The following is an 18,308-nucleotide window of genomic DNA, read 5'->3' on the forward strand; positions in this document are numbered from 1 at the left end:
GTATCCCGTACGCCGCGGCTTCTCGGTGACACGCCGACGTCTCTGGAATGCTGGATCACCCGCTTTCGCTGACGATGACGGTCGTGGTAGTGGAACTGCAAAACCGTAGTTTGCCAACGCAATGTTGGTTGCTTACGCATAGCCTGCCAGGACTGACTTATGCACGACATCAAAGCGATCCGCGACAACCCGACAGCCTTCGACGCCGGCCTGAAGCGCCGCGGGTTAGAGGCCCTGTCGCCGTCGCTGCTGGCGATCGACGAGAAGCGGCGGGCGGCGATCCTGGCGTCGGAGCAGGCCCAGGCGCGGCGCAATGCGGCCTCGAAGGAGATCGGCGAGGCCAAGAAGGCAAAGGACGAGGCGCGCGCGGCCAATCTGATGGCTGAAGTTGCCGAGCTGAAGACCACGATGCCAGAACTCGAGGCGGCGGCGAAGACGGCCGATGAACAGCTGACCAAAGAGCTGTCGTCGATTCCGAACCTGCCGCTCGACGAGGTGCCCGACGGTACCGACGAGCACGGCAACGTCCAGCACCATGTGTACGGCAAGACGCGCGACTACGGCTTTGCACCGAAGCTGCATGACGATCTCGGCACCGCGCTCGGCTATATGGATTTCGAGGCGGCGGCGAAACTGTCCGGCGCACGTTTCGTCGTGCTGAAGAAGGGGCTGGCGCGGCTCGAGCGCGCGATTGGGCAATTCATGCTCGACCTGCACACCGGCGAGCATGGCTATACCGAGATCAATCCGCCGCTGCTGGTGCGCGACGCCGTGATGTTCGGCACCGGACAGTTACCGAAATTCGAGGACGACCAGTTCTGGGCGATCAAGGGCGAATTGCTCGCGTCGCCGAATGCCGATCTGCGCAGCGAGCGCCTCGGCCTGATCCCGACCGCCGAAGTCTCGCTGACCAACCTCGCGCGCGAATCCATCCTCGACGAGAAGGAGCTGCCGATGCGGCTCACCGCGCTGACGCCTTGCTTCCGTGCCGAAGCCGGCGCGGCGGGACGCGATACGCGCGGCATGATCCGCCAGCACCAGTTCACAAAGGTCGAGCTGGTGTCGATCACGACGCCGGAAGCCGGCAAGGATGAGCTCGAGCGCATGCTGTCCTGCGCCGAGCAGGTTCTGCAAAAGCTCGACCTGCATTATCGCGTAATGACGCTGTGCGCCGGCGACATGGGCTTCTCCGCGCAGAAGACCTACGACATCGAAGTGTGGATGCCGGGGCAGGGCGATGGCGGCGCCTATCGCGAGATTTCGAGCTGCTCGGTGTGCGGCGATTTCCAGGCCCGTCGCATGGACGCGCGCTATCGCGGCCCCGACGGCAAGCCGCGCTTCGTGCATACGCTGAATGGCTCCGGCACGGCGGTCGGGCGCGCTCTGATCGCCGTCATGGAGACTTATCAGCAGCAGGATGGTTCGATCGCGGTGCCCGATGTGCTGCAGCCCTATATGGGCGGGCTCAAGGTCATCGAGCACGGCATGTGAGGCGAGGGCCAGTGTGATGCCGCTGCACCGTGACATCCACTGGCTAGGTCGACAATGGGCCGTCACGGGCCACGGTCTGCAGCTGATCAATCAGAAGCAGATGGGCTATTACGACATCGAGGCCGCGCGCCTGTGGGACGCGCGCGTGACCGAGGTGCAATCGAAGGCCTGGATCGACAGGCCCGACTTCGACAAGGCGCTGGAGATCGCGCGCGGCAAGTTCGCCCAATTGGCGCCGGCAGATCTGCCGCCACCACCTGCACCGATTGCGTCGCCGCCACCGCCGGTCCGGGCGACGCCGCCGGCCGCGCCGCGCGCGCCGCTTGACGCGACATCGGTGCCCTCGATCGAGGAGCTGCTGGCCAGGCTGAAATCGAAATCGGCTGCGACGGCGCCGGGCGAAGCGCTCGCTCCGGTGCCGCCCAAACCCGAACCGCTCGGGGTTGAGCCTCGGAAGGTCGAGCCGGCGCGGTCCGAGCTCCCCCAAGCGGCTTCGGTCGCCCCCGAACCGTCCAGGGCTGAGTCTCGCGCGTTACAAGCTCCGAAGGCTGAGTCGCTCACGACCGCGCCGGCCAAGGCCGATCCCATCACGGCCGATCCCATCAAGTCCGAGCTCCCCACATCGGAGCTTCCGAAGCCTCCCAAGCCTGAGCCTCGCCAAACCGCATCAATTGCTCTTGAGCCGGCCAGGCCGGAAGCTCGGAGGGTTGAGCCGCCCAAGGTTGAAGCTCCCAAGGTTGAAGCTCTCAAATCTGAAGCTCCCAAGGTTGAAGCAAAGCCTGAACCTGCCAAGCCTGAACCTGCCAAGCCCGAGCCTCCAAGGTCAGAAGCTGTCGCGTCCCGGGGGCTCGGGGCCGAACTGCGTCAGACCCCACGGGTCAAAGTGCCGGAGGCGCCGCGGCCAACGCCCGTGATCGCGGTTGTTCGGCGGCCGGCCAGAGCAGCCTGGCCGGTGTTCGAGCGCAAGATCGCCGGCAGCGCGCGATTTGTCCGTCCATGGCGCGTGACGTCGGCACGATGGCGCGGGCCAGCGCCAGGTTTGCCTCCGCGGCCCTAGCCGGTTAAGACGGCAGTCAACTCAAGAAGCCGCAGCGTAAGATACCCGCGCCGAATCGGAACAAAAGGCACTTTGACGGATGCGAATTCTCTGCACCAATGATGACGGCATCCATGCTCCAGGCCTGCAGGTCGTCGAGCAGATCGCACGCGCGTTGTCCGACGACGTCTGGATCGTTGCCCCCGAGCTCGATCAGTCCGGCGTCTCGCATTCGCTGTCGCTCAACGATCCGCTGCGTCTGCGCGAGGTCAGCCCGCGTCACTTCGCGGTGCGCGGCACGCCGACCGATTGCGTCATCATGGGCGCGCGCCACATTCTCGGAGACAAGCTGCCCGATCTCGTGCTGAGCGGCGTCAACAAGGGCCGCAACGTCGCCGAGGACGTGGTCTATTCCGGCACCATCGCCGGCGCGCTCGAAGGCACCATTCTGGGCTTTCCGTCATTCGCGCTGTCGCAGGAATTCTCGATTGAGACGCGCAACGCGCCGCTGTGGGACACCGCGCTGAAATTCGGGCCCGACATCATCCGCAAGGTGATCGGCGCCGGCGTCCCCAGGAACACCGTGATCAACGTCAACTTCCCGTCCTGCATGCCCGATGACGTCAAGGGCATCCGGATCACGCGGCAGGGCAAGCGCAATCAGGGGTTCCTGAAGATCGATCGCCGTCACGACGGACGCGGCAATCCGTATTTCTGGATCGGCTTCGAGCGCGCGGCGATGATGGATGCGCCGGCCGAAGGCACCGATCTCGCCGCGCTTGCGGCGCGCTACGTCTCGGTCACACCGCTGCGGCTCGATCGCACCGATGAAGCATTTTCGGAAACGCTGATTGATACGCTGAAGTAATTCTCGGGGAATTTGTAACCCGGACGGAGCGAAGCGAAATCCGGGACCCGTGTTGTGAAGTCACCGGATTATGCTTCGCTCCATCCGGGCTACGCACCCAACTTGCGGTTAAACCGGCGCGCCCTTCATTGCGCTGGAGATCACCTGGGCCAGCGTTTCCAGCTGGAAGGGCTTTTGCAGCGCCGGACGGTCGCGATACTCCGGAGGCAGGCCGGACGAGCCATAGCCGGTCGCGAAGATGAAGGGGCGGTTGCGGGCGTTGATCAGTTCGGCGACCGGGGTGATCACCTTGCCATTGACGTTGACGTCGAGGATCGCGAGGTCGAATTCGGTCGATTGCGCAAGCTTGACCGCTTCGCCGATCTCGCCGGCCTCGGCCGCAACGCTATGGCCGAGTTCCTCCAGCATATCGGCGACCATCATCCGGATCATGACCTCGTCCTCTACGAGGAAAACTGAACAGCCCGCCGGCCGTATCGCTGTCATGATGAAATCCTTGCCCTTCCCTGAATCAGGCTCGCAAATAACATTACAGCGCGCAATGCAAACGTTCGGGAATTGGTCCTTTTCCGGCGCGCCACAGCGTTTTCCGCATCGCGCTGGCGGGCTTTGCTGCGCAAGATTTGCCCAACAGCCAACGAGGTGTGTTGGCCCTACGAGCGCCCTGATCTGCGCCACCCAGACGTTAACTGCGCATCGCCGCCGGATTATATGTGAGGGGCCGGGCCGGCGCCAATGCCAAATCTGGCGATGGTTCCTGGCCGGGAACAAAACGCGACGGGAAATTTTTCCTTAACGCGGTATTTCGGATTTCAATGGCATCTAGAGGGCAAGAATTCCGCGCTGCCGCCCAGAGACGCTGATGAACATGGCCGTGAACCCCGATCCGACCGAGAGGATGATGTTTCAGCTGACCCTGCGGCGGCGTGGGGTGAGCGATCAGGCGGTGCTGCGTACGATGGAGGAGGTGCCGCGCGAGGTCTTCGTCGATCCGCGCGATCGCAACGAGGCCTATCGCGACAGCGCGCTTGCGATCGCCTGTGGGCAGACCATCAGCCAGCCTTTCGTCGTGGCCTACATGACCGAGCAGTTGAAACTGCAGAAGGACCATCGCGTGCTCGAAATCGGCACCGGCTCGGGCTATCAGGCGGCCGTGCTGTCCCGGTTGTGCAAGCAGGTGCTAACCATCGAGCGCTACCGGACGCTGGCCGACGGCGCCCGCAAGCGCCTCGAAAAGCTGGGTTATTACAATATCGAGGTGCTGCTCGGGACGGTTTCGACGTTCCGGCCGGGGCAGGCGACTTCGACCGCATCATCGTCACCGCGGCGATGGAGCAGATCCCGGAGAAGCTCTTGGAGCGGCTCGAACCCGGCGGCATCCTGATCGCCCCGGTCGGGCCGCATCAGGGTATCCAGACCCTCGTCCGCGTGGTGCGGACCGAGAACCGCTTCGACCGCAAGGAATTGGTCGACGTCCGCTTTGTGCCGGCGTTGCCGGGAATCGCGCGCGAATTGTAAATTTGGCGATTTGCTGCTTGGCACCAACGCCTTATTCGCAGGGTTAAGCGGTTATTTACTCGGTACGTGTTTACTCAAAACAGTCTTTTGTTGCGTACGAGTGAGTAACCATGTCTGGGGTTGTTGAGTTGCTTCGCTCGCGTCGCGTACCGCAGGTTGCGGTGCTGACGCTGATGTCCATGGCTTTTGCCGGTTGCAGCGCCGATATGTCGTCGCGCTTCTCGCAAAACTCCTACTCGCAAAATCCGTTTGCGTTTGATCCGCAGCCGACCGGCACCGTGCAGCAGGCGCCGCCGCCGCGCGAGTTGCCGCAATACGCGCGGCCGCGAACGCAACCGCAGTACTCGCAATACCAGTCACAGCCGTTGCCGCCGCCGGTCGCAGCGGCGCCGCAGTCCTATCCGGTCGCCAATGGCAATGCCGGCGTCTCCGGAGGAGGGCGCGGGGTCTCGTCCTACACGCCGCCGCCCGCGCGTCCGCAGATCGAATCCACCGGCACCGTTCCGCATTCGGTCGCCGCAGCCCCTGCCGGGCACAACGGCACCACCATCATCGTCGGCACCAGCGATACGCTGGAAGTGCTGGCACGCCGCTACAACGTCTCGACCGCCGAGATCCTGCGCGCCAACGGCTACAAGGGACCGCGCGCGCTGTCGCCCGGCCAGCAGCTGGTCATTCCGCGCCCGACGGCGTCGGCCGCGGCGCCAGCAATGGCCGCACCGGCCGTGCGCCCTGTCGCCGTGGCAGCCGCGCCCGCCGGCGTCCACTATGTCAATCGCGGCGACACGCTGCACAGCATCGCGCGCCAGCACCACATTCCGGTGGCCGAACTCGCCCGCGCCAACAATCTCGACCAGTCGGCCCGGCTGAGCCTCGGCATGAAGCTCGTGGTGCCCGGCGCCAAGACGGCGATGGCGGCACCCGCGCCCGTTGCGCAACCTGTTGCCGCCGCGCCGGTTGCTGCCGTGGCTCCGGCGCCGGCGGTCGCGGCCCCGAAGGTTGTTGCAACCGCGTTGCCGCAGCAGAGCGCGCGGCTGGTCCAGCCAACCGCGACGGTCGAGCAGCCGGCGGCCGCCGCTGAAGCGCCCGTCGTCACCAAGTCGAGCGAGGCCACCGGCGCGTTGCCGACCTTCCGCTGGCCGGTGCGCGGCAAGGTCATCACCGCCTACGGCTCGAAGACCAACGGCAAGGTCAATGACGGCATCAACGTCGCGGTGCCCGAGGGCACGCCGGTGAAAGCGGCCGAAGACGGCGTCGTCGCCTATTCGGGCAATGAGCTGAAGGGCTACGGCAATCTCGTGCTGGTCCGTCATTCCAATGGCGACGTCACCGCCTACGCCCATGCGAGCGAAATCCTGGTGAAGCGCGGCGATACCATCAAGCGCGGTCAGGTGATTGCCAAGTCGGGCCAGTCCGGCGAGGCGGGCTCGCCGCAGCTCCACTTCGAGATCCGCAAGGGATCGTCGCCGGTGGATCCGCTCCAGTTCCTCAACGGCGCGTAAGCTACGCGTCGGGACTTCAAGGGACTTCCAAGTCTCACAACAAAGACAGCGGGGGAGGCGCAAGCCTCCCCCGTTTTGTTTCACGATTGCAGCGGCGATTACTTGCCGCTCAGCCGCGTAACCCGGATGGAGCGACGCGAAATCCGGGAGCTCACTCGCGGAGTGCACCGATCCCGCATTGCGCTGCGCTCCATCCGGGCTACACGGGCGATGACGGGAGGGGCTATGCCTCCCATCGCCTGTTAGTTGCCGCTCAGCCGCACGCCGAGCCGGCCTGCGAGCTCCTGCGTGTACTGCCAGGCGACGCGGCCCGAGCGCGAGCCGCGGGTGGTCGACCATTCGAGCGCCTCGCGCTCGAGTTCGTCCTCGGCGATCTTGATGCCGTAATGGTCGCAATAGCCCTTCACCATCGCGAGGTATTCGTCCTGGCTGCAGCGATGGAAGCCGAGCCAGAGGCCGAAGCGGTCCGACAGCGACACCTTTTCCTCGACCGCTTCGCCGGGATTGATCGCAGTCGAGCGTTCGTTCTCGATCATCTCGCGCGCCAGCAGATGCCGCCGGTTCGAGGTCGCATAGAGGATGACGTTGTCGGGGCGCCCCTCGATGCCGCCTTCCAGCACGGCCTTCAGCGACTTGTATGAGGCATCGTTGCCGTCGAACGAGAGGTCGTCGCAGAACACGATGAAGCGGAAGGAGGAGCTGCGCAGCAGCTCCATCAGGCCGGGCAGGCTCTCGATGTCCTCGCGGTGGATCTCGATCAGCTTCAGCCGGTCGGCCGGCTTGCGGTCGAGATTGATGCTGGCATGGGTGGCCTTGACCAGCGACGACTTGCCCATGCCGCGGGCGCCCCAGAGCAGCGCATTGTTGGCGGGCAGGCCGTCGGCGAAGCGCTCGGTGTTCTCCATCAGGATATCGCGCATCCGGTCGACGCCCTTGAGCAGGCCGATCTCGACGCGGCTGACGCGCGGCACCGGGGCGAGGCGCCCGTCCGGATGCCAGACGAAGGCGTCCGCGGCGCCGAAGGTCTCGGCCGGATCGAGGGCCGGGGAGGCGTCCGCGAGGCGGCTGGCGATGACCTCCAGGGCGTTCGCGATCCGCTCGGCCGCTGCGCCGTCGAGCGCCGTTACCGGGCGTTTTGTCGCGGCGTTTTCAGCGCGCTTGGCGGCAGCCTTGGGGGTGGTTTTGCGGGTTGTTTTACTGGTCGTTTTCTTGGCTTTTTTCGGCATTTGTCCAGTTCCTGACGGCGCAGCCTTATCGGGCTGGCGGCGGTCCCGCAAGCGCCCTAAATGAAGGTCCGTTAACGTTGCAATTGGGACCGCGGCCGCTATAGTCCGCGCGAATTTGTCCGGACCGCCATACCGCCCCGAATCCGAGGGCGCTGCCGGTTCTTTCCCGTCTTATCCGAGGATCGTCCGAATGCTGATTACTCCTGCGTTTGCCCAGGCTGGAGCGACTGGTGACACCAACAGCATGTTGATGTCGCTGCTGCCATTCGCGCTGATCTTCGTCATCATGTACTTCCTGATTCTGCGCCCGCAGCAGAAGAAGGTGCGCGACCATGCGGACCTCGTGAAGAACATCCGCCGCGGCGACACCGTGGTGACCTCGGGCGGCCTCGTCGGCAAGGTGACAAAGGTGGTCGACGACGACCAGATCGAGTTCGAGATTTCGGACGGCGTTCGGGTGCGCCAGATGCGCCAGATGATCTCGGGTGTGCGTACCAAGGGTGAGCCGGCGAAGGGCGACGCCAAGGACGAGGCGTCCGCGAGCTGATTGCCGCGGCGCCTTTTTGGAATTTGACGGGTCAACTCGATGTTGTATTTCACGCGGTGGCGAGCGCTGGGGATTATCCTGACAGCGCTGGTGGTCTGCCTGTGCGCCGTGCCCAATTTCTTCCCCGAAGCGCAGGTGAAGACCTGGCCGGCCTGGGCGCAGCGGCGCTTGGTCCTCGGCCTCGATTTGCAGGGCGGCTCCTATCTGCTGCTCGAGGTCGACTCCAACTACGTGAAGAAGGAGAAGCTCGACCAGATCCGCGACGATGTCCGGAAGGTGCTTCGTGAAGCCAAGATCGGCTACACCGGCCTCAACACGCGCAACGAGGCGGTGGAAGTCCGCATCTCCAAGGAAGGCGACCAGGCGACGGCGCTGTCGAAGCTCCGCGAGCTGTCGCAGCCGCTCGGCGGCCTGCTCGGCTCCAGCGGCCAGCGCAGCCTCGAGGTTGCCGATGCCGGCGGCGGCCTGATCCGCCTGACGGTCCCGCAAGCCGCGATCACCGAGCGCATCCGGCAAACCATCGAGCAATCGATCCAGATCGTCGAACGGCGCGTCAACGAGCTCGGCACGGTCGAGCCGGTGATCCAGCGTCAGGGCACCGACCGCATCCTGGTCCAGGTGCCGGGCCTGCAGGACCCGACCCGCCTGAAGGAGCTGCTCGGCAAGACCGCGAAGATGGAATTCCGCATGGTCGACAGCTCGGTGTCGCCGGACCAGGCCCAGCAGGGCCGCCTGCCGCCGGACTCCGAACTCTTGATGAGCGCGTCACCGCCGCCGGTTCCGTATGTCGTCAAGAAACAGGTTCTGGTTTCCGGAGGCGAGCTCTCCGATGCGCAGCCAGGCTTTGACCAGCGCACCGGCGAGGCGATCGTCAGCTTCAAGTTCAACACGTCGGGAGCGCGCAAATTTGCGCAGGCGACGGCCGAAAACGTCGGCCAGCCGTTTGCGATCGTGCTCGACAACAAGGTGATCTCGGCGCCCGTGATCCGTGAACCGATCACCGGCGGACAGGGCCAGATCTCCGGCAGCTTCACCGTGCAGTCGGCCAACGATCTGGCGATCCTGATGCGCGCCGGCGCGCTGCCGGCGCCGCTGACCGTGATCGAGGAACGTACCGTCGGTCCCGGCCTCGGACAGGACTCGATCGAGAAGGGCGAGCTTGCCGCCTATGTCGGCTCGATCCTGGTCATCGTGTTCATGCTGATCACCTATCGGCTGTTCGGCGTGTTCGCCAATATCGCGGTGGCGATCAACGTTGCCATGATCTTCGGACTGCTGTCGCTGCTCAACGCCACGCTGACGTTGCCGGGCATCGCCGGCATCGTGCTGACCGTCGGCATCGCGGTCAACTCCAACGTGCTGATCTACGAGCGCATCCGCGAGGAATTGCGTGGCGGCCGCAACGCGATCTCGGCGATCGACGCCGGCTTCAAGCGGGCGCTGGCGACCATCCTCAACTCCAACATCACCACCTTCATCGCCGCCGCCGTGCTGTTCTACATCGGCACCGGACCGGTCCGCGGCTTCGCCGTGACGCTCGGCATCGGCATCATCACCACGGTGTTCACCGCCTTTACCCTGACGCGCCTGATCGTCGCCGGCTGGGTGCGGTGGAAGCGGCCGCAAACCGTGCCGATCTGAGAGGCCTGTTGTAACTCATACCGTTCTCATTGGCCTTGGTATCCTGATTACAGTGCTGACCGTGGTGGCGGCGCTCGGCCTGCTGCCATCGCTGCGCATCGTGCCGGACGACACGCATTTCGACTTCACCCGCTTTCGCCGCATCAGCTTCCCGATCTCGGCGCTGCTCTCGATCCTTGCCATCACGCTGTTCTTCACCCACGGCCTGAATTTCGGCATCGACTTCAAGGGCGGTACGCTGCTGGAGGTGCAGGCCAAGTCCGGCACCGCCGATATCGCCGCGATGCGCACGACCTTGAACGGCCTTGGCCTCGGCGAGGTGCAGCTGCAGCAGTTCGGCGGTCCGGCGGAAGTCCTGATCCGCGTCGCCGAGCAGCCCGGGGGCGACAAGGCGCAGCAGGATGCGGTGACGAAAGTGCGCGGCGCGCTCGGCGAATCCGTCGATTACCGTCGCGTCGAGGTGGTGGGACCGCGCGTCTCCGGCGAACTGCTGGCCTACGGCATGATCGGCCTGATGTTCGCGATCATGGGCATCCTGATCTACCTTTGGTTCCGGTTCGAATGGCAGTTCGCGCTCGGCGCCATGATCGCCAACGTCCACGACATCGTGCTCACGATCGGCTTCATGTCGATCACCCAGGTCGATTTCGACCTCACCAGCATCGCGGCGCTGCTGACGATTCTCGGTTATTCGCTCAACGATACCGTCGTCATCTACGACCGTATCCGCGAGATGCTGCGGCGCTACAAGAAGATGCCGATGCCGCAGCTGCTGAACGAATCGATCAATTCGACGCTGTCGCGCTCGATCATCACCCACGTCACCGTGACGCTGGCTTTGCTCGCGCTGCTGCTGTTCGGCGGCCAGGCGATCCACAGCTTCACCGCGGTCATGATGTTCGGCGTGGTGCTGGTCGGCACCTACACCTCGATCTTCATTGCGGCGCCGATCCTGATCTATCTCGGTGTTCACACCACGCGGGGTGGAGACGCGGCGCAGGACGCGCCGGCCAAGAAGCCGGACACGGCGGCAGCCAAGAAGTAGCCGGTCATGAGCAACCCCTCGGACGCTCCCCATCTTCCGAGGTCGGCGCCGATCGAGGCCTACGGCAAGGGCGGCTTCGCGTTTGCCGATATGTCGCACCGCGGCTCGCTCTTGTGCCTGCCTGACTCGATCTGGGCCTGGCCGGTCACCAGGCCGCAGGAGATCGACGAATACTCGCTGCAAAAGGTGTTCGCGGCCGCCAATGCGATCGACACGCTGATCATCGGCACCGGTACCGACGTCTGGGTCCCGCCGAAGGGCCTGCGCGAGGCCCTGCGGGCCGTCCGGGTGGTGCTCGATCCGATGCAGACGGGACCTGCGATCCGCACCTACAACATCATGCTGGGCGAGCGGCGTCGCGTCGCGGCGGCGCTGATCGCGGTGCCATGAGCGCGACGGAGGCACCGAAGGACGGCGCGGCCTTCTGCGCCGATCTGGTGCGGAGCCATGACTTCGTACGCTACGCGTCGACCCTGTTCCTGCCGGGTCCGGAACGGCGGGCGATGCTTGCGATCTACGCCTTCAACATCGAGGTCTCGCGTGTGCACGAGCAGGTCAGCCAGCCGCTGCCCGGCGAGATGCGGCTGCAATGGTGGACCGACATGCTGGCCGGCGCGGGCCATGGCGGCGTCGAGGGCAATCCGGTCGCGGCGGAACTGCTGCACACGATCCGCAATCACCGTCTGCCGGTCTCGCCATTCTCGCAGCTGGTCGAGGAGCATCAGTTCGATCTCTACAACGACCCGATGCCGTCGCTGGCCGCGCTCGAGGGCTATCTCGACGCCACGGCCTCAGTGCTGTTCTCGCAGGCTACGCGCGTGGTGGCGCGACCGTCGGAGGCGATTGATCACCTGGCCCGTCATGCGGGTCTTGCCCAGGGCATGGCGCAGGTCATCGCTTCGTTCGGACGCGACGCCTCACGGCATCAGCTGTTTCTGCCGTTACAGCTGCTGCAGCAGCACGGCGGCAGCAAGGAGGAGGTGTTTGCCGGCAAGGTGACGCCGAACATCCGTGCCGCGATCGATCAGCTTGCGGATGAGGCCCAGGGCCATCTTAAGACCTCGTTCGGGCTGCTTGCGGATGTCCCGTCCGGCGTGAGGCCGATCTTCCTGCCGCTCGCCCATGTCAGGCGCGAGCTGAACCGGGCGAGGAGGGACGACTACGACCCGTTCCTGCCGAAGCCGGTTTCACGCCTGCGCACACTCTGGACGTTGTGGCGAGCCGCGCGCACGGAGGAGTTCGGTCGCTAGCTTTGCTCCTTCGAGATGTGCTTGGTGAAGATCCGGATCGTTCTGCCCTTGACCATCGGGCCGCTGTCATAGATGTCGGATGCGATCTGTTCGACCGCGTCGCGCAGCGCAACGAACTGGGCTTGCCGCGCCATGCTCGCCGTTCCGCGCGTGCCGGCCAACTCGTCCAGTGCGGCGTCGCTGATCTGGCATTCGATTTCCTGGTCGCCGTTCATCATGGTGAATCCGAACGCCAGTCGTTCGGAATCGTATCCCCCGATCCGGCCACGGGTGAGTGGCATTAAACTTGTCCCTTGAGCGCGCTACCCCTCGCAAAGAGTGAAGCTTCGCGCCGCGTTTGTCGAGGGCCCCGCGCCGACAAGCGCGCGCTAGAGCGTTGGCCGATCTGACTAAATCGTTGGGGATTCACAAATCAGCGTTTTGGTGATTCAAGCTGGTCGCCGGAGCTGGAGGCCGGCGGGCATGGCGAAACCGCTGTCGATGGATCTTCGCGAACGTGTGCTTGCCTGTATTGAGAGTGGCATTTCAGGCCGGCAGGCTGCCGAGCGATTTGGCGTCAGCGCGGCAAGCGTAAGCCGCTGGCGAACGCGCGAGCGGGAGCAAGGCGATGCCCAGCCGAGGGCTCAGGGCGGCGACCGCAAGTCCCACCGGATTGATACTCATCAGGCGACGATCATGGCTCTGCTCGAGACGGCGCCGGATATCACCATCGAGGAATTGCGTGACAGCTTGAGCAAACAAGGCCTGTCCTTTGGCTATGGCACGATCCGCCGCTTCTTCGAGCGCCACAAGATCACGCGTAAAAAAAGACCGCCCATGCCTCAGAGCAGGATCGCCCGGACGTCTTGAAGCGACGCGAGGCCTGGCGCGAGAGCCAGGGCAAGCTCGACCGGGATCGGCTCGTCTTCATCGACGAGACCTGGGCGTCGACCAACATGGCGCGAACCCATGGCCGCTGCCAGCGCGGAGAACGTCTGCGGGCCAGCGTTCCTCACGCCACTGGAAAACAACTACCTGCGTAGCCGCTCTAACCACACGCGGCATCATCGCGCCCTGGGTGCTCGATGGCCCCATCAACCGCAACGCCTTTGAGACCTATGTCGAAAAGGTGCTCATTCCTGAGCTGCCAGACCACGCCATCGTCATCATGGACAACCTCTCCAGCCACAAAGGGCCCCGCATACGTGAGATGATCGAGGCGGCCGGCGCTACGCTTCTCTATCTTCCGCCCTACAGTCCCGACCTCAATCCGATCGAGAATGCCTTCGCCAAGCTCAAAGCAAATCTGCGGAAGGCCGCCGAACGCACCGTCGGCGGCCTTTGGGATGCTGTCGGGCGCATCATCGACACCTACACGCCCACGGAATCCACAAACTACTTCATCGCCGCGGGCTACTTGCAACCTGATCGGCTAACGCTCTAACCTGCCGGCCGGTCCATCTCGGCGACTTCAAAATTGAAGCGGTCGCGCAAATTCTTGCGTTGCTCGAGGATGTCCTTGAGGAACTCGCGATCGGCGTCGCTGCGCATCATCGGTTCGATCAGGTCGATCTGGTTCATGGCGACGAGCTGCAGGATTTCGGTGCGCGGCTTGCCGGCGGCATCGCGCGGCAGCGCATGCACGATCTGGATGTGTTCGGGCGGCTTGACGTCCTTGGCGGCGGTAAGCTCGTTGCGTAGCGTCTTTTCCAGCGCGGACTGGTCCGCCTCGACGAAGGCGTAGAGTCCGACGCCGACGCGCCGGTCGGCAAAGGCGACGATCGCGGTGTCGCGCACCTGCGGATTCTTGCGGATCAGATCGATCAATACCGGGGCGTCGTTGACCAGCCTCCGGCCGCCGCCTTCGCGGTCGGTGAAATTGAAGATGCCGCGCGTGATCGCCTGATAGACCTTCTTGCCGGTCTTGAGCCAGATGCTGGCGACCGCGGACTTCTTTGCGAGCACCTTGCGCTCTTTCGGCGTCAACGCCTCCGGCGCGTAGCTGCGCTTGTGCTTCAACAGATGCCGCAGATCCTCATAGGCGGCGATGCGGAACAGTCGGCTGCGGGTCTTGAAGCAAGCGGCAAGCTGGAAGTCGGTGAGGTAGGCGCGGCCGTCGCGGCCGACCAGCCAGTTCTGCTCCTTGGCGAGATCGTTGTGGCAGATGCCGGCGCGATGCAGCTTGCGCAACGCGGCCTTGGCGGAACGAAAATAGGCGACGTCGCCGTGCGGCTTCGCCAGATGCAGCGCCGCGCCGTCGATGAAGCCACGCACCAGCGCGCGACGGCCGGCCCACAACAGCTTCGGCCCGACGTCGAGGTCGCGCGCCAAGGTCAGCGCGCGGCGCTCGCGGGAGAACAGATGCAGCGCCAGGGCGAACGACCAGAACGGCACCTGATCGAGCCGGCGCAACACGCCGTCGACCTCGCCGTCAGCGGCGCGGAAGCGGCCGCGCTCGACGGTCGAGAACACGTCGCGCTTGAGCAGCACGCCCTGGCTCCACCGCACCGACAGGGTGGCGTCATCGTCTTTCGGCAAGCTCATGACTGTCAGGCCGCTGCCGCAACGCGCAGATGCTCTGCGATCCAGTGGTCGAGATCGGCGAGCGCGCGCGCGCTGATCGCCTGCTTTTTGGCGACGGTCTTCTCGTTGCCGCGCAGCCGCGAGCCGTCCGGCTTCTTGGTCGGCGCACTGGCCAGCGGCGGGAACAGACCGAAATTGATGTTCATCGGCTGGAACGAGCGCGAACCGGCCTCGATCGTTTCGATGTGGCCGCCGGTGATGTGGCCGAGCAGCGCGCCGAGCGCGGTCGTCGCCGGCGGCGGCGTCAGCGCGGCACCGCGCATGTCGGCGGCGGCACAAAGGCCGGCGATCAGGCCGACGCTGGCCGACTCGACGTAACCCTCGCCAGCCCGTCATCTGCCCGGCGAAGCGCAGCCGCGGCTGCGCGCGCAGACGTAGCTGCCCGTCGAGCAGCTTTGGTGAATTCAGGAAGGTGTTGCGATGCAGGCCGCCGAGGCGGGCGAACTCCGCGTTCTCGAGGCCGGGGATCGTGCGGAACACGCGCTGCTGCGCGCCGTGCTTCAGCTTGGTCTGGAAGCCGACGATGTTGTAGAGCGTGCCGAGCTTGTTGTCCTGCCGCAGCTGGACGATCGCATACGGCTTGACCGTCGGGTTGTGCGGATTGGTCAATCCCACCGGCTTCATCGGCCCGTGGCGCAGCGTCTCGTGACCGCGCTCGGCCATCACCTCGACCGGCAGGCAGCCGTCGAAATAGGGCGTGTTGGTCTCCCAGTCCTTGAAATCGACCTTCTCGCCGTCGAGCAGCGCCGCGACGAAGGCGTCATACTGCTCCTTCGTCATCGGGCAGTTGATGTAGTCGGCGCCGGTGCCGCCGGGGCCGACCTTGTCGTAGCGCGACTGAAACCAGGCCACCGACATGTCGATGGAATCCTTGTGCACGATCGGCGCGATCGCGTCGAAGAATGCCAGCGCGCTCTCGTCGGTGAGCTGCCTGATGGCGTCGGCAAGCGGTGCCGAGGTGAGGGGGCCGGTCGCGACGATGACGTTGCTCCAGTCGGCCGGCGGCAGCCCTGCGACTTCCTCTCGGCTGATCTCGATTAGCGGATGTTCGTTGAGCGCCTTGGTGACGGCGGCCGAAAAGCCGTCGCGGTCGACCGCCAGCGCGCCGCCGGCGGGCACCTGGTTGGCGTCGGCCGAGCGCATGATCAGGGAGCCCAGCCGCCGCATCTCCGCGTGCAGCAGCCCGACCGCGTTGTTGGCGGCATCGTCGGAGCGGAAGGAGTTCGAGCAGACCAGTTCGGCGCAGCCTTCGGTCTGATGCGCCTCGGTCATCCGGTGCGGGCGCATTTCGTGCAGCACGGCGCGCACGCCGGCATTGGCGACCTGCCAGGCGGCTTCCGAGCCGGCGAGCCCCGCGCCCACGATGTGCACGAGTTGGGAAGAGGATTGATGCGGTGTCATCGCGCAGCGTTAGCGCGTTTTGATCTCATATGCATCTGAAACCGCACCACAAACGACAACGCCCGCTGTGGAAGCGGGCGTTATCCGTTTAGCAGATGGCTTGCGGCCGATTAGCCGTTGTAGGTGCCGGCGGCAACGCGCGGAATGTCCGAGCGATCGAGGCCGATATCGGCGAGTTCGCGATCGCTGAGCTGGGACAGTTCGCTGACATTGCGCTGATAATCCCGGAAAGCCTGGATCATGCGGATGAGCGAGAGCAACATGGTAGTCTCCTCAGTAATTCAGATTCAGCCTTTCAAAGCTTCATCGTTGAAGTGAATATAGATGATATAGTGCAGTGCGGTAGTTCCGATGTTGCGATGCAGCTAAGCTCAAAACGCATAGCGGCGGTAAGTTCCGGTTAACCGTTCGGCGCATCGAGCCAGGTCCGGTGGACCAAAGTTCCGCAGAGACGGGCAACGGCGTCAAAATCTTCTTGAGATCAGTGAGTTAGAAAAATATTGATGAGTTGAACTACGCCGTTCATATGGTAATTACGGACCGTTCGGTCAAGGGACGGTGCGCGTCTGACGCCAGATCACGGCGGCGTGTTCCATGCGTGATTCGCATGCGGAATATTGCTGTATGAATGATTTAATATTCATAACATGATGGAGTTGGCACCTTGGCAGACGCAGCGTCAATCAGTCGCATTGACCTCGGAGGTAATTCGGTCCTCCAGCCCGCTCAGATTTTCGCCTGCCGCGCGAACGCGCTGCTGATTATCGGAAGTACAGCTCGATTGAAGTGAACGCGCCCAGCAATGCTATTGCTGGCGGCGCTTCCTTACCGACATGTAATCAAAACGCTATGCAACGCATGCGCGATACGTGCGCAGCGCTCATCACATTTGTATCGCGCGAAGTTCATTCTGAACGGTGCCGGGAACAGCGAATAATCGTTCCGCAGATTCCGCAATCACGCTGGGATCTGTCCAAGAAAAACAGATGGATCATCCCATGATTAAGACATTGATTGCAGCAGCCACCGTGGCTGCCGTTGCCTATGCTGTCGCTCCCGCTCAGGCCGCGCATCGTCATCATGCGGGCGTCGGCTGCAGCGGTGCCAATCTCGGCAAGACCGAAGCTGCAGTCGAAGCTATGGCTGACAATGAGGTCAAATTCGCGGCGGAGAAGGAAGTCTCGCTCGCTCAGGACGCGATGCTGAACAACAAGTGGGGCGCTTGCGGCGCGCATCTCAGCAAGGCTGCCGAAGCCAGCATGGCGAAGTAGGTTTTGATCATAACGATAAGGGCCGATTGCCTGGGGCAGTCGGCCCTTTTTGATTCATCCGTAGCTGGACCAGCTTGGATCTAGTCAGAGCAGAAGGTTGGTCTCGCTGCGCCGCTCGAGCTGGTGTGAAAGCGCTACGGAGCTTTGGCGAGTTGGGTGGCGAAGTAGCCGATTGTCTTGGCGTAAACCTCGCTCTTGTTCCACTGCTGGATCACCGCAAAATTCTCGCTGCCGGGCTCCCAGCCCTTGCCCTTCTTCCAGCCATAGCTCTTCAGGTAGTTCGCTGTCGACGCCAGCACGTCGGGCACGTTGTGCAGGAGGTCGCGCTTGCCGTTGCCGTCGAAGTCGACCGCGAACTTGATGTAGGACGACGGCATGAATTGAGTTTGGCCGATCTCGCCGGCCCAGGCGCCGCGCATCTCCTGCGGGGGCAGATCGCCGCGCTCGACGATGCGCAAGGCATCCATCAACTCGGCCTTGAACATGTCGGAGCGGCGGCAATCATAGGCGAGCGTCGCCAGTGAACGTATGGTCGGAAACTTTCCGGTGTTGACGCCGAAATCGGTCTCCAGTCCCCAGATCGCGACGATGATTTCGCCCGGTACGCCGTAGGCCTCCTCGATTCGCGACAGCACCGAGCCGTAGCGCTTCATCATGTCGGAGCCGCGGTTGAGCCGCGGCGGCACCATGCGGCCCGAGAATTGCTCGAAGGTCTGGCTGAACACCTGCTGCGAATGGTCGCGGGCGAGGATCGCCTTGTCCTGCGTGACGCCAGCCAGCCCGGCCTGGATCGCGTTCTGCGAAATGCCCTTCGTCGCCGCCTCCTTCTTGAAATCGTCGAGCCAGGATTCGAACGTGCCCGTGCCGCATTGAGCGGCCAGCGCCGATGCCGTCGAGGTCAGGAGCCACGCGCCGATGGCGAGCGTGCGAAAGCAAGAGCGAGAGGTCAT

At 64.1% G+C, this 18,308-nt stretch carries 16 protein-coding genes and 3 pseudogenes; 12 read left to right on the forward strand and 7 right to left on the reverse strand.

Going from position 1 to position 18,308, the window contains the following annotated elements; genetic code table 11:
• Positions 1 to 159: 159 nt before the first annotated feature.
• The 3 genes from serS to surE all read left to right on the forward strand — a co-directional run bounded on the left by serS (position 160) and on the right by surE (position 3,395).
• Entirely contained in the window at positions 160 to 1,491 is a 1,332-nt protein-coding gene (gene serS, locus ACSKB9_RS02335) for a serine--tRNA ligase (protein WP_438071437.1), read from the forward strand.
• Between the two features lie 13 nt (positions 1,492 to 1,504).
• Complete coding sequence (locus tag ACSKB9_RS02340; RefSeq protein WP_438071439.1) at positions 1,505 to 2,548, forward strand: hypothetical protein; 1,044 nt, start codon at positions 1,505 to 1,507, stop codon at positions 2,546 to 2,548.
• A gap of 79 nt (positions 2,549 to 2,627) precedes the next feature.
• Positions 2,628 to 3,395, forward strand: coding sequence for a 5'/3'-nucleotidase SurE (gene surE / locus ACSKB9_RS02345; protein ID WP_028332131.1), 768 nt, complete (start codon positions 2,628 to 2,630; stop codon positions 3,393 to 3,395).
• A 108-nt stretch (positions 3,396 to 3,503) separates the two neighbouring features.
• Here the strand turns inward: surE and ACSKB9_RS02350 are convergent, their stop codons facing one another.
• Entirely contained in the window at positions 3,504 to 3,881 is a 378-nt protein-coding gene (locus tag ACSKB9_RS02350) for a response regulator (RefSeq protein WP_026192734.1), read from the reverse strand.
• A 376-nt stretch (positions 3,882 to 4,257) separates the two neighbouring features.
• Between ACSKB9_RS02350 and ACSKB9_RS02355 the strand changes: the two are divergent.
• Both ACSKB9_RS02355 and ACSKB9_RS02360 read left to right on the forward strand, forming a co-directional pair.
• A pseudogene (locus tag ACSKB9_RS02355) lies at positions 4,258 to 4,913 on the forward strand (protein-L-isoaspartate(D-aspartate) O-methyltransferase).
• 110 nt (positions 4,914 to 5,023) lie between these two features.
• Positions 5,024 to 6,415, forward strand: a complete 1,392-nt coding sequence (locus ACSKB9_RS02360) for a peptidoglycan DD-metalloendopeptidase family protein (protein WP_438071441.1) — start codon at positions 5,024 to 5,026, stop codon at positions 6,413 to 6,415.
• Positions 6,416 to 6,657: 242 nt separating this feature from the next.
• Here the strand turns inward: ACSKB9_RS02360 and ACSKB9_RS02365 are convergent, their stop codons facing one another.
• The gene (locus ACSKB9_RS02365; RefSeq protein ID WP_028342068.1) at positions 6,658 to 7,641 is read right to left on the reverse strand and encodes an ATP-binding protein; all 984 of its coding nucleotides are present in this window, start codon (positions 7,639 to 7,641) and stop codon (positions 6,658 to 6,660) included.
• Between the two features lie 190 nt (positions 7,642 to 7,831).
• On the opposite strand from ACSKB9_RS02365, the gene yajC reads away from it, so the two are divergent.
• From yajC to ACSKB9_RS02390, 5 genes are read left to right on the forward strand one after another with little or no spacing between them, the layout of a single operon-like run.
• The gene (gene yajC / locus ACSKB9_RS02370; protein ID WP_026192737.1) at positions 7,832 to 8,188 is read left to right on the forward strand and encodes a preprotein translocase subunit YajC; all 357 of its coding nucleotides are present in this window, start codon (positions 7,832 to 7,834) and stop codon (positions 8,186 to 8,188) included.
• A 39-nt stretch (positions 8,189 to 8,227) separates the two neighbouring features.
• Positions 8,228 to 9,829 (forward strand): protein translocase subunit SecD, encoded by a 1,602-nt coding sequence (gene secD / locus ACSKB9_RS02375; RefSeq protein WP_438071443.1) that lies wholly within the window; start codon positions 8,228 to 8,230, stop codon positions 9,827 to 9,829.
• Positions 9,830 to 9,881: 52 nt separating this feature from the next.
• Positions 9,882 to 10,874 carry a protein translocase subunit SecF gene (gene secF / locus ACSKB9_RS02380; RefSeq protein ID WP_438071445.1) on the forward strand — a complete coding sequence of 331 codons (993 nt, stop codon included), beginning with the start codon at positions 9,882 to 9,884 and terminating at the stop codon, positions 10,872 to 10,874.
• A gap of 6 nt (positions 10,875 to 10,880) precedes the next feature.
• The gene (locus ACSKB9_RS02385; protein WP_438071447.1) at positions 10,881 to 11,264 is read left to right on the forward strand and encodes an Mth938-like domain-containing protein; all 384 of its coding nucleotides are present in this window, start codon (positions 10,881 to 10,883) and stop codon (positions 11,262 to 11,264) included.
• A complete protein-coding gene (locus ACSKB9_RS02390; RefSeq protein ID WP_438071449.1) occupies positions 11,261 to 12,124 on the forward strand; it encodes a phytoene/squalene synthase family protein in 864 nt (287 codons plus the stop codon). Before ACSKB9_RS02385 ends, ACSKB9_RS02390 begins: the two co-directional genes overlap by 4 nt.
• Here ACSKB9_RS02390 and ACSKB9_RS02395 read toward each other — a convergent pair.
• Complete coding sequence (locus ACSKB9_RS02395) at positions 12,121 to 12,405, reverse strand: DUF1488 family protein (protein WP_057018527.1); 285 nt, start codon at positions 12,403 to 12,405, stop codon at positions 12,121 to 12,123. The two genes, ACSKB9_RS02390 and ACSKB9_RS02395, sit on opposite strands and share 4 nt — an antisense overlap.
• Positions 12,406 to 12,586: 181 nt before the next feature.
• Between ACSKB9_RS02395 and ACSKB9_RS02400 the strand changes: the two are divergent.
• A pseudogene (locus ACSKB9_RS02400) lies at positions 12,587 to 13,547 on the forward strand (IS630 family transposase).
• Here the strand turns inward: ACSKB9_RS02400 and ACSKB9_RS02405 are convergent.
• The 3 genes and pseudogenes from ACSKB9_RS02405 to ACSKB9_RS02415 form a co-directional block, all read right to left on the reverse strand.
• Positions 13,544 to 14,647, reverse strand: coding sequence for a serine/threonine protein kinase (locus ACSKB9_RS02405; protein WP_438071451.1), 1,104 nt, complete (start codon positions 14,645 to 14,647; stop codon positions 13,544 to 13,546). The pseudogene ACSKB9_RS02400 and the gene ACSKB9_RS02405 overlap by 4 nt on opposite strands.
• A gap of 5 nt (positions 14,648 to 14,652) precedes the next feature.
• Positions 14,653 to 16,087 (reverse strand): annotated as a pseudogene (trmFO, locus tag ACSKB9_RS02410) (methylenetetrahydrofolate--tRNA-(uracil(54)-C(5))-methyltransferase (FADH(2)-oxidizing) TrmFO).
• Positions 16,088 to 16,197: 110 nt separating this feature from the next.
• Positions 16,198 to 16,350, reverse strand: a complete 153-nt coding sequence (locus ACSKB9_RS02415; protein ID WP_016846063.1) for a DUF1127 domain-containing protein — start codon at positions 16,348 to 16,350, stop codon at positions 16,198 to 16,200.
• A gap of 723 nt (positions 16,351 to 17,073) precedes the next feature.
• Between ACSKB9_RS02415 and ACSKB9_RS02420 the strand changes: the two genes are divergently transcribed.
• Positions 17,074 to 17,358 (forward strand): hypothetical protein, encoded by a 285-nt coding sequence (locus tag ACSKB9_RS02420; protein ID WP_438071454.1) that lies wholly within the window; start codon positions 17,074 to 17,076, stop codon positions 17,356 to 17,358.
• Positions 17,359 to 17,492: 134 nt separating this feature from the next.
• On the opposite strand, the gene ACSKB9_RS02425 is transcribed toward ACSKB9_RS02420, so the two are convergent.
• On the reverse strand, positions 17,493 to 18,308 hold the full coding sequence (locus tag ACSKB9_RS02425) for a lytic murein transglycosylase (protein WP_438071456.1): 816 nt from the start codon (positions 18,306 to 18,308) through the stop codon (positions 17,493 to 17,495).

This window comes from Bradyrhizobium sp. BR 1433, from assembly GCF_051547665.1.
GTDB lineage: Bacteria > Pseudomonadota > Alphaproteobacteria > Rhizobiales > Xanthobacteraceae > Bradyrhizobium > Bradyrhizobium australafricanum.

What these genes read in the sequence shown, in the direction of transcription:
- serS (WP_438071437.1), top strand. Translation starts at nt 160, where the DNA reads ATGCACGACATCAAAGCGATCCGCGACAACCCGACAGCCTTCGACGCC.
- surE (WP_028332131.1), top strand. Translation starts at nt 2,628, where the DNA reads ATGCGAATTCTCTGCACCAATGATGACGGCATCCATGCTCCAGGCCTG.
- ACSKB9_RS02350 (WP_026192734.1), bottom strand. Translation starts at nt 3,881, where the DNA reads ATGACAGCGATACGGCCGGCGGGCTGTTCAGTTTTCCTCGTAGAGGAC.
- ACSKB9_RS02360 (WP_438071441.1), top strand. Translation starts at nt 5,024, where the DNA reads ATGTCTGGGGTTGTTGAGTTGCTTCGCTCGCGTCGCGTACCGCAGGTT.
- ACSKB9_RS02365 (WP_028342068.1), bottom strand. Translation starts at nt 7,641, where the DNA reads ATGCCGAAAAAAGCCAAGAAAACGACCAGTAAAACAACCCGCAAAACC.
- yajC (WP_026192737.1), top strand. Translation starts at nt 7,832, where the DNA reads ATGCTGATTACTCCTGCGTTTGCCCAGGCTGGAGCGACTGGTGACACC.
- secD (WP_438071443.1), top strand. Translation starts at nt 8,228, where the DNA reads ATGTTGTATTTCACGCGGTGGCGAGCGCTGGGGATTATCCTGACAGCG.
- ACSKB9_RS02385 (WP_438071447.1), top strand. Translation starts at nt 10,881, where the DNA reads ATGAGCAACCCCTCGGACGCTCCCCATCTTCCGAGGTCGGCGCCGATC.
- ACSKB9_RS02390 (WP_438071449.1), top strand. Translation starts at nt 11,261, where the DNA reads ATGAGCGCGACGGAGGCACCGAAGGACGGCGCGGCCTTCTGCGCCGAT.
- ACSKB9_RS02395 (WP_057018527.1), bottom strand. Translation starts at nt 12,405, where the DNA reads ATGCCACTCACCCGTGGCCGGATCGGGGGATACGATTCCGAACGACTG.
- ACSKB9_RS02405 (WP_438071451.1), bottom strand. Translation starts at nt 14,647, where the DNA reads ATGAGCTTGCCGAAAGACGATGACGCCACCCTGTCGGTGCGGTGGAGC.
- ACSKB9_RS02415 (WP_016846063.1), bottom strand. Translation starts at nt 16,350, where the DNA reads ATGTTGCTCTCGCTCATCCGCATGATCCAGGCTTTCCGGGATTATCAG.
- ACSKB9_RS02420 (WP_438071454.1), top strand. Translation starts at nt 17,074, where the DNA reads ATGGATCATCCCATGATTAAGACATTGATTGCAGCAGCCACCGTGGCT.
- ACSKB9_RS02425 (WP_438071456.1), bottom strand. Translation starts at nt 18,308, where the DNA reads ATGACCTCTCGCTCTTGCTTTCGCACGCTCGCCATCGGCGCGTGGCTC.